This is a genomic window from Aliivibrio sp. SR45-2, assembly GCF_963890165.1.
GTDB lineage: Bacteria > Pseudomonadota > Gammaproteobacteria > Enterobacterales > Vibrionaceae > Aliivibrio > Aliivibrio salmonicida.
On record NZ_CAWPRC010000204.1, the window covers coordinates 1 to 10,197 of the forward strand.

At 40.0% G+C, this 10,197-nt stretch carries 13 protein-coding genes; all 13 read left to right on the forward strand.

Translation table 11 applies throughout. The features are described from left to right. The coding region (locus AACV33_RS19400; protein WP_255458635.1) for a chemotaxis protein CheW at window positions 1-959 on the forward strand (959 nt) is incomplete at its 5' end. 28 nt (window positions 960-987) lie between these two features. Then, the gene (locus tag AACV33_RS19405; RefSeq protein WP_017023443.1) at window positions 988-1,482 is read left to right on the forward strand and encodes a chemotaxis protein CheW; all 495 of its coding nucleotides are present in this window, start codon (window positions 988-990) and stop codon (window positions 1,480-1,482) included. Next, the gene (locus AACV33_RS19410; protein ID WP_017023442.1) at window positions 1,482-1,943 is read left to right on the forward strand and encodes a DUF2802 domain-containing protein; all 462 of its coding nucleotides are present in this window, start codon (window positions 1,482-1,484) and stop codon (window positions 1,941-1,943) included. Before AACV33_RS19405 ends, AACV33_RS19410 begins: the two co-directional genes overlap by 1 nt. A 271-nt stretch (window positions 1,944-2,214) precedes the next feature. Further along, on the forward strand, window positions 2,215-2,829 hold the full coding sequence (gene ccmA / locus AACV33_RS19415; protein WP_017023441.1) for a cytochrome c biogenesis heme-transporting ATPase CcmA: 615 nt from the start codon (window positions 2,215-2,217) through the stop codon (window positions 2,827-2,829). Window positions 2,830-2,832: 3 nt separating this feature from the next. Further along, complete coding sequence (gene ccmB, locus AACV33_RS19420) at window positions 2,833-3,501, forward strand: heme exporter protein CcmB (RefSeq protein WP_017023440.1); 669 nt, start codon at window positions 2,833-2,835, stop codon at window positions 3,499-3,501. Between the two features lie 43 nt (window positions 3,502-3,544). After that, complete coding sequence (locus AACV33_RS19425; protein ID WP_017023439.1) at window positions 3,545-4,297, forward strand: heme ABC transporter permease; 753 nt, start codon at window positions 3,545-3,547, stop codon at window positions 4,295-4,297. 23 nt (window positions 4,298-4,320) lie between these two features. Further along, entirely contained in the window at window positions 4,321-4,527 is a 207-nt protein-coding gene (gene ccmD / locus AACV33_RS19430; RefSeq protein WP_012550781.1) for a heme exporter protein CcmD, read from the forward strand. Further along, a complete protein-coding gene (ccmE, locus tag AACV33_RS19435; protein WP_023603876.1) occupies window positions 4,524-5,009 on the forward strand; it encodes a cytochrome c maturation protein CcmE in 486 nt (161 codons plus the stop codon). The genes ccmD and ccmE overlap by 4 nt, the downstream gene beginning before the upstream one ends. Continuing rightward, window positions 5,006-6,964, forward strand: coding sequence for a heme lyase CcmF/NrfE family subunit (locus AACV33_RS19440; RefSeq protein WP_012550779.1), 1,959 nt, complete (start codon window positions 5,006-5,008; stop codon window positions 6,962-6,964). Before ccmE ends, AACV33_RS19440 begins: the two co-directional genes overlap by 4 nt. Then, window positions 6,964-7,515, forward strand: a complete 552-nt coding sequence (locus AACV33_RS19445; RefSeq protein ID WP_023603875.1) for a DsbE family thiol:disulfide interchange protein — start codon at window positions 6,964-6,966, stop codon at window positions 7,513-7,515. The genes AACV33_RS19440 and AACV33_RS19445 overlap by 1 nt, the downstream gene beginning before the upstream one ends. Continuing rightward, window positions 7,515-8,027, forward strand: coding sequence for a cytochrome c-type biogenesis protein (locus AACV33_RS19450; protein WP_023603874.1), 513 nt, complete (start codon window positions 7,515-7,517; stop codon window positions 8,025-8,027). The genes AACV33_RS19445 and AACV33_RS19450 overlap by 1 nt, the downstream gene beginning before the upstream one ends. Continuing rightward, on the forward strand, window positions 8,024-9,238 hold the full coding sequence (gene ccmI, locus AACV33_RS19455) for a c-type cytochrome biogenesis protein CcmI (protein WP_012550776.1): 1,215 nt from the start codon (window positions 8,024-8,026) through the stop codon (window positions 9,236-9,238). Before AACV33_RS19450 ends, ccmI begins: the two co-directional genes overlap by 4 nt. A gap of 153 nt (window positions 9,239-9,391) precedes the next feature. Then, window positions 9,392-10,177 carry an MlaA family lipoprotein gene (locus tag AACV33_RS19460; RefSeq protein ID WP_017023434.1) on the forward strand — a complete coding sequence of 262 codons (786 nt, stop codon included), beginning with the start codon at window positions 9,392-9,394 and terminating at the stop codon, window positions 10,175-10,177. Window positions 10,178-10,197: the final 20 nt, after the last annotated feature.

Here is a 10,197-nt window from a genome sequence, read left to right on the forward strand (position 1 = left end):
CAGAGCCAGAGCCAGAGCCAGAGCCAGAGCCAGAGCCAGAGATTACATGGACATCTGAAGCGGTAATGGTAGAAGATCAGGTAACTTCTCACTATCAACCACAACTAGCACAACACATTGATGATGACGATGAATACCCATTTGAGTTGCCTCAATTGGAGGATGTTCAACGATTATTAAGTCAATTAGAGAATTCACAACTTGAAGTTCAGGTTGAAATTGATTCATTAATTACCGATGCATTCGTAAAACAAGAAAAAGAAGATCTCGCTGTTGAAACGACAATGGTGTCTCAAGATGTGGTTAATGACATTGAGAGTGAAGAATCGGAAGAAGAACTGGATCTTTCTGATTGGGATATTTCAGATAAAATTGTTACTAAAAAACCAGAAGAAATAAAAGAATTCGAGTCGATTTCTGAAGAACCTGCAATTGATTCAGAGATAAAATTAGAGACTCAAACAGGAAAATCCCCTCCTTTAATTGGGTTAGATTGGAAGAACTCAGAATTAGATGAAGAGTTCCAAGTCTTATTTTTTGAAGTGATGGGCGTTACCTTTGCTGTGCCATTGGCTCAATTAGGTGGCATACATCAGATCACGGAATTGAATCATTTAATTGGTCGTCCTGATTGGTATCTTGGGTTACAAAATAATCGAGAAACCACCATTGATGCGTTAGATACCGCGAAGTGGGTGATGCCACAAAGCATCAAAGATGAGAGCTACAAAGAGAATTACCAATACCTTGTTATGCTTGGTGATAGCAAATGGGGATTAGCGTGTAATGCGTTAGCCGGAACAGAAACATTAACCAGTGATCGAATTCGTTGGCGTGAAACCGCAGGAAAACGTCCGTGGTTGTCTGGAATGGTAAAAGAGAAGATGTGTGCCTTGATTCACGTTGAGGCAATGATTACGATGCTTAATGCCGGTCTCGACATTAAGGGAATAGAGTAAGATAACTCTAAGAGGACGAGGAAATACAATGTCTCAGTATAATCAAGTAGAGATCCGTAAAGATCAAGTAAACGATGAAGTACTACAATGGGTGACTTTTCAATTAGAAGAAGAAACCTATGGTATTAACGTAATGCAAGTTCGTGAAGTATTACGTCATACAGAAATTGCGCCAGTACCAGGCGCACCAGACTACGTTCTAGGTATTATCAACCTTCGTGGTAACGTAGTAACAGTGATTGATACTCGTTCACGTTTTGGCTTAATGCAAGGCGAGATCAGTGATAATACACGTATCATTGTGATTGAATCAGAACATCAAGTTATCGGTATCCTTGTTGATAGCGTGGCAGAAGTTGTATACTTACGTTCATCAGAAATTGATACAACGCCAAGTGTTGGAACGGAAGACAGCTCTAAATTTATTCAGGGTGTTAGTAACCGCGAAGGCAAACTACTTATCTTGGTTGATCTTAATAAACTTTTGTCTGAAGACGAATGGGATGACATGGCAAGCCTATAATGGTCGATATTTTAACTCAGCTCTCAGAGCTACTAGCTGCAACAGCAATGATCCTTGTTTTGGTTTTCTTCTTTGTACTAAATAGAAGAAATAAGCAACTCGTGCAACAGCTGACAGAAGCGAAAGCGCAGTATAAAAACCTTCAAGATGAACAACAAAAGCTGCAAAAGCAATTTGTTGAATTTCGTTCTGGCTCTATTAATATGGGGCAGAAAGTCGCGGAAATGACTCAATTAAGTCAACATTTTGATGACCGATTAAATGAACTTGAGAATACGGATGTCGACAGTCGATTGTATTCAAGAGCAAATAAATTGGTTCAACTGGGTGCAGGGATTAATGAGCTTATGGAAGAATGTGAACTTCCAAAAGCCGAAGCTGAGTTAATGATGTCTTTACAAGCCAAAATTGCTGGCGGTAAAGGCTCTATGCCACCATTAAGAATGGAAGACGAAGAATAACGATTTCTTCAGATTAACGAATTCAAAAGCTCCTTATTTAAGGGGCTTTTTTTCGTTATGGGATATGGTAAAAAATTCGACTACCCATAAGGTGGTATTTAATTTTTTAATATATAACCCTATGAATTAAATGTGGATTTTTTTCATTATGAAAATGAAACTAAATGACATATTTATTTACTTATCTATGCAAATAGATTTGTTTTATATCTAAGTTTCCCTGTTTTTGCTGTGCTAGAATACTTTCAATATTCTCTAATGATAAAAGTCTATGCTAGAAATTCGTAATGTAACCTGTATTCGAGATGAAAGAGTTTTATTTGAACAACTCAGCTTTACCGTATCAGACGGTGAGTTAATTCAAATAGAAGGTCAAAATGGTGCAGGAAAAACCACATTATTGCGAATTATTGCCGGTCTTGGTTATTCTGATGAAGGTGATATTTATTGGAATGGCGAATCGATTAAACAGAATCGAGAAGACTTTCATTCCGCGTTACTTTTTCTAGGTCATCACACGGGTGTAAAACGTGAGTTGACAGCATTTGAAAATCTGGCTTTTTATCAATCAATGCATAACAACTATAATGAAGAGGCTATTTGGGATGCACTTGCTCGTGTTGGCTTAGCGGGTCGAGAAGATGTCGCAGCAGGACAATTGTCCGCAGGACAACAGCGCAGAGTTGCATTAGCTCGTCTTTGGTTGAGCAATCATAAGTTGTGGGTTCTTGATGAGCCATTAACTGCCATTGATAAGCAGGGCGTTAAGGTGTTGGAGCAGTTGTTTATGGATCACGCAAAACAGGGTGGAATTGTCTTGCTAACGACGCATCAGGATTTATTTACTGACAGTAATGAATTGAAAAAAATCAGGTTAGGTGAGTAATAGATGCTTTCTTCAATGACTACGATAATAAAACGTGAATTATTGATCGCTTTTCGTCGTAAAGCCGATGTTTTAAACCCGTTGTGGTTTTTTATTATCGTGATTACCTTATTCCCATTAAGTATTGGCCCTGAGCCAATTCTGCTTGCGCGTATTGCGGCGGGTATTGTTTGGGTTGCTGCTTTATTGTCTGCCTTACTTTCTCTTGAACGTTTATTCCGAGACGATTTTTCCGATGGCTCATTAGAACAAATGATGTTAATGCCAAGCCCATTGTCGGTTTTAGTATTAGCCAAAGTGTTTGCTCATTGGGTACTGACTGGTCTGCCGCTGATTATTATCAGCCCATTACTGGCTATTTTATTATCCTTAGATTTCAATACATGGTTAGCCATTGTACTTACCCTGTTACTTGGAACACCCACACTGAGTTTTCTTGGTGCCGTAGGGGTTGCATTAACTGTGGGTCTGCAAAAAGGGGGAGTGTTGCTAAGCCTTCTTATACTCCCACTTTATATACCGGTTCTAATTTTTGCGACATCTGCAATTGATGCTGCAACTCTAGGGATGGCTTATAATGGCCAACTCGCTATTTTAGGGGCGCTTCTTATGGGCTCCGCAACATTGACTCCGTTTGCCATTAGTTCGGCACTACGAGTCAGTGTGCAATAAATCATAATTATAATTTTTATATTTAAGTAAGTGAGATAAACCAATGTGGAAATGGCTACATCCTTACGCTAAACCAGAAAAAGCGTATCAATTAAGTACTACACTGCTACCATGGTTTGCGGTGATCTCTATCATCAGTTTGACCGTTGGGACCATCTGGGGCCTTGCTTTTGCACCTTCTGATTATCAACAAGGTGACAGTTTTCGAATTATTTACATACACGTACCTGCTGCTATTTTGTCTATGGCCGCTTATATGTCGATGGCGATAGCTGCTTTTATCGGTTTGGTTTGGCAATTAAAATTGTCAGATATGGCCGCGGCAGCAATGGCGCCTATTGGTGCGGTATTTACGTTCATCGCTTTACTTACTGGTGCCGTTTGGGGCAAACCTATGTGGGGTGCTTGGTGGGTATGGGATGCCCGTTTAACGTCAGAATTAATTCTTCTATTTTTATACCTTGGGGTAATGGCGTTATATAACGCGTTTGATGATCAACGAACCGCTGCTCGTGCTGCGGGTATTCTTGCTATTGTTGGTGTGATTAATCTGCCAATCATTCACTTCTCTGTCGAATGGTGGAATACGCTTCATCAAGGTGCAAGTATTACAAAGTTTGATAAACCTTCGATTTCTTCAGATATGTTGTGGCCTTTACTATTAAATATCATAGGCTTTGCAACTTTCTTCGGTTCTGTGACTCTTATTCGTTTTAGGAATGAAATTTTAGCAAAAGAGAGTCATCGTCCTTGGGTTAGAGCATTGGTAGATACTAAATCTACCGTCTCTAAATAATGTAAGAGAAGGGAATTACTGTTATGCATTTTGAAACATTAAGTGATTTTTTTGCCATGGGTGGTTACGCCGCTTATGTATGGGGTGCTTTTGGCGCTACTTTTCTTTCTTTATTTTGGATTCTATTTTCTAGCCTTGGAAAACGACGCCAATTGTTAAAAGAAATTGAGCAAAGAATGGCAAGAGAAGAACGAATTAAAAAAGCAAAAACTATGGAGAATACATTATGAATCCAAGACGTAAAAAGCGCCTAGGGTTGATCCTTGCTCTAGTCCTAGGGGCGAGTGCAACGGTTGGGTTGATGCTTTATGCATTGAATCAAAATATGGATTTATTCTATACCCCAACAGAATTAGTGAATGGTAAGCCTGATGGAACAAAACCTGAAGTCGGCCAACGTTTACGTATCGGTGGTATGGTTGTTGTAGGATCGGTTAAACGTGATTCTCAGTCTTTAGAAGTTCGTTTTCAAGTTGAAGACATTGGCCCTAAAGTCACCGTTATTTATGATGGTATTCTTCCTGATTTATTCCGTGAAGGCCAAGGTATTGTCGCGCAAGGTGTTCTTGTTGATGCGACAACAGTTAAGGCTCATGAAGTATTAGCGAAACATGATGAAGAGTACATGCCGCCAGAGGTTGCAGAAGCGATGAAAAAAACGCACGAACCTCTTAAATACACAGAAGAACAAAAACAAGGAACTGGTCAATGATTCCAGAACTCGGTCATTTTGCGATGATTGCCTCATTAGGACTTGCTGTCCTATTGAGTATATTGCCTATGTACGGTGCAAGCCGTGGCAATAAAGCATTAATGCAAAGTGCAAGACCTCTCGCTTGGGGGATGTTCCTACTCCTCAGTTTATCATTTGGGATCTTAATGTGGGCATTCTACGTTAACGATTTCACTCTCCAATACGTCGCAAGTAACTCAAACAGTTTACTGCCTTGGTATTATCGTTTAACGGCGGTGTGGGGTGCTCATGAAGGTTCATTGCTTCTTTGGGTATTAATCCAAGCAGGTTGGACTGTGGCTGTAGCGACATTTAGTCGTGGAATGCCTCAAGAGTCTGTTGCTCGAGTATTGGCAGTGATGGGCTGGATTACCCTTGGTTTCTTATTGTTTATCATTTTAACATCGAACCCATTTTTACGTACTCTGCCATTTTTTCCAATTGATGGACGTGATTTAAACCCATTACTTCAAGATCCTGGGTTGATCATTCATCCACCAATGCTTTATATGGGCTACGTTGGTTTCTCTGTTGCGTTCTCATTTGCTATTGCATCATTAATGACGGGTCGATTAGATACTGCATGGGCTCGTTGGTCTCGTCCTTGGACGATTGCTGCATGGTCATTTCTAACCGTAGGTATCTCTCTAGGTTCGTGGTGGGCATATTATGAACTTGGCTGGGGTGGTTGGTGGTTCTGGGATCCAGTAGAAAACGCATCATTCATGCCTTGGCTTGTTGGTACCGCACTAATGCACTCATTAGCGGTAACCGAGAAACGTGGTACGTTTAAAGCTTGGACCGTTCTACTTGCAATATCAGCATTCTCATTAAGTTTATTAGGTACGTTCCTTGTTCGTTCTGGCATCTTGGTATCGGTTCATGCCTTTGCTTCTGATCCCGCTCGAGGCATGTTCATTCTTGCCTTCTTAGTGATGGTTATCGGTGGTTCATTACTGCTGTTTGCTTTAAAAGGTTCTTCAGTTCGTGTTCGTGGTAATTTTGCTCTCTTTTCTCGTGAAAATGCATTATTAGCCAATAATATTTTACTAATAACGGCTTTAGTTGTTGTTCTTGTTGGTACGTTATTACCCTTAGTACATAAGCAACTTGGTTTAGGTTCAGTCTCAATCGGTGCACCGTTCTTCGATATGCTATTTGCATGGTTGATGATCCCATTTGCATTCTTATTGGGTATCGGTCCTCTGATCCGTTGGAAGAAAGATAATTTAAATAGTCTTGTTAAACGTATGGTAATCACAGGAGCGGTAACCGTTCCTCTTGCTGCTGTAATGATGGTTATCTTTGCCGATAAGTTCCTATTTATGGCTTACCTAGGTTGGATGATGTCAATTTGGATCATTATTCTTCATGGTTTTGAAATGTATGAACGTGCAACTCACCGTCATACACTTGCTGTTGGTTTAACGAAACTTGGCCGCAGTCATTGGGCGATGGTATCTGCACATATCGGTCTTGCTATTACGATTATCGGTATTGCAATGGTACAAAACTACAGTATTGAAAAAGACGTACGTTTGGCACCTGGTGAGCACATTGAAATGAATGGCTACCAATTCTACTTTGCTGGCATTCGTGATACTGATGGCCCTAACTATGATGGTTATACCGCTGATTTTGATATTTCGTTAGATGGTAAAGCAATCAATACATTGCACGCTGAAAAACGTTTCTACGCAACGTCTGGAGCGATGATGACGGAAGCGGCGATTGACCGTGGCATTACTCGTGATCTATACATTGCAATGGGTGAGCGTTTAGATGACAACCGTTCATGGGCTGTACGTATTTACTACAAACCGTTTGTTCGTTGGATCTGGGCTGGTACTCTATTCATGGCATTAGGCGGTGTGTTAGCAATGTCTGATAAGCGTTACCGTTTCCGTAAAACATCGAAAAAACAGGAGGCATAATAATGAAGAAGTTTTTATTTGTGCCACTCGCTTTGTTTTTACTTTTAGTTGCCGTGTTTGCTACCCAATTAACGCGTAACTCAAATGGCGATGATCCAACAAAACTGGAATCAGTTTTAGTGGGTAAACCGGTACCTGAATTTCGCTTAGAAGATCTAGCGGAAAAAGGTAAGCTTTATGATCAAAGTATCTTTAAAGGCGAGCCTCTGCTTCTAAATGTATGGGCAACATGGTGTCCAACATGCTATGCAGAGCATCAATACCTTAATACGCTGGCAACTGAAGGCGTAAAAATTATTGGTATGAACTATAAAGATGAGCGAGCAGGAGCGGTTAAATGGCTTAAAGAATTAGGTAATCCATACTTAATTACGCTGTTTGATGGTGACGGCATGCTAGGAATGGATTTAGGTGTTTATGGTGCGCCTGAGACGTTCTTAATCGATAGTAATGGCATCGTTCGCTATCGTCACGTTGGTGATGTAAATGATCGTAATTGGAATGAGAAACTAAAACCAATGTACGATCAACTAGTTGCGGAGTCTAAATAATGAAGATGATATTACGTAAATTGAGTCTTCGTCTTGCTGCTATTCTTGCGTTGAGCTTTTTTGCTGCTCAAGCAAGTTATGCCACTATCGATTTGTATAAATTTGATTCACCAGAACAAGAACAGCAATTTAAAGAATTAGGGCAAACCTTGCGTTGCCCTAAATGTCAGAACAACAACATTGCTGATTCAAGTGCTGAGCTTGCTCAAGACATGCGCCACAAAGTGTATGAAATGACCAAGCAAGGTAAATCTGATGATGAGATCGTTTCTTATATGATTGATCGTTACGGTAATTTTGTTACTTATGATCCACCGCTAACTGCTGGTACGCTTGTTTTATGGTTAGGTCCATTGGCTGTATTAGTGTTTGGATTTGGTTTCATTGTACTTCGTAGCCGTAAAAGCAAAACCGTAACTGAAGACAATTCAGAAGAGTGGGATAACGAACATGAAGATCGTTTGAACGCATTACTAGATGACACTAAAGAAGATGGGAAGGTAAACAAATGAGTTTGTTTTGGATTTCAACCTTAGCCCTAATTTTTGTTGGTATCGCATTCATCGTTCTTCCGCTATGGAAAGCTAAAGCGCAAGATGATGATGCTCGCCGAGATGAATTGAACAAAGCGTTCTATAAAGATCGCTTACTAGAGTTAGAAGAAGAAGACGCTGAAGGTCTTGTGAACAACCAAGAAGAGTTGATCACAGAGCTTAAACAATCATTACTTGATGATATTCCAGCGCCAGAGAAAGCACAGCAAGACAGCATGGATGCAAAATTATTCATCTTGCCATCTATTCTTGTGTTTGTTGCTATTTCTTACGGTTTTTACTTTAAGTTCGGTAATATCGATAAAATTGAAAAATGGCATGAAGTTTCTGAACGTTTACCGGAGTTATCAAAACAATTGATGAATCCTGAAGGTGTTTCGTTAAGTGATTCTGAAATGATCGATTTAACGTTAGGACTTCGTACTAAATTGTATGAAGAACCAAACGATGCAATGGGTTGGTTGTTATTAGGTCGTATTGGTATGGCTAACCGAGATATTGATACTTCTGTCGGAGCAATGCAAAAAGCTTATAAGCTTAAGCCTGACGATGTTGAAATTAAATTGGGTTATGCGCAATCATTAATGCTTTCTGGTGACGATGCGAAAGCAGAGCAGTCGAAGACATTACTTCGTCAAGTTCTGCGTCAAGACTCAACCAATCTACGTGCATTATCATTATTAGCGTTCAGTGCGTTTGAGCGTCAAGATTATAAAGGTGCAGTATCTGCTTGGAAAGCGATGCAAATGCTGATTGGTCCTGATGATTCACGTTATGAAATGCTAGTACGCAGTATTGAACGAGCAAAATCTAAGATGAACCCAGAAGCGACTTTAGATAAGCAAGTTCCTATCACTGTGAATTTAGGCTCTAATGTGACGTTGCCTTCACAAGGTGTCGTGATTGTTTCAATTCACCCTGCTGATGGTTCTGCTATGCCTGTTGCAGCGGCTCGTATCCCACTCAGCCGTTTTCCTCTGAAAATCATGATGTCAGATGACAATAATATGATTGAACAGCGTAAGCTGTCGGATATGCCTGATTTTATCGTTCGTGCACGTATTGACCAAGATGGCAATGTGTCTACGAAAGAAGGAGATTGGTATGGTGAGAGCGCAGTCAGCACATTAGGAAAGAATGTGTCGCTTGATATTGATAAGCAATACTAATACCTTTTAACAAATGTCATACTATGACGGGCAGAAGCATTGAGCTTCTGCCCGTTTTTTTTATGACTATAATTGTATAACTATAATAATAAATAAAGAGTACAACCGAGCAAGTTACTCGTTCAGTTAGTCTCAGTAGGTTAAAGGTGTGTTGTGTATAAAAAAATATGTTTTCCTTGGGTACTACTTTTTGTGATCACGGGGTGTTCTCAAACACCTGAGTCGAGTGATCCTGAAATAGAAACCAATGAAGCTGTCGAAGTTGAATACGATGACTCGCATGATGGTGACCCAATTGAAGGGTTTAACCGAGTTATGTGGGATCTTAACTATAATATTTTAGACCCTTACTTAGTTCGTCCGGTATCTATTGCCTATGTTGATTATACGCCAAGCCCAATTCGAATCGGGATCGCAAATTTCTTAGCGAACTTAGATGAACCCTCAAGCATGGTGAATAATTTGATTATGGGGAATGGTGAGCAAGCAATGGTGAATTTCAATCGATTTTGGTTGAACACAACACTAGGTCTTGTTGGACTTATTGATATTGCCAGTGCCGCTGAGATTCAAAAACCAGACAGTCGTTCTTTTGGGGATGCATTAGGTTATTATGGTGTCGGTAACGGGCCTTACTTTATGTTACCTGGTTATGGTCCATGGACATTGCGTGAAGCCGGGGATTTTGTTGATGGCTTATACATGCCGTTATCGTATTTAAACTTTTGGCAAGGTTTAGGTAAATGGGGATTAGAAGGCATGGAGTCACGAGTTGGTTTAATATCTCAAGAGCCAATGTTAGAAGCATCCCCCGATCCCTACGTATTAACCCGCGATGTTTATTTACAAAGACAAGATTTTAAAGCTGAAATAGAACCAGAAAGTGATAGTAATTCAGAAGAAGACTTAGATGATTTCTTAGACGAAATTGATGAGTAATTGATCTATTCAGAGTTCAG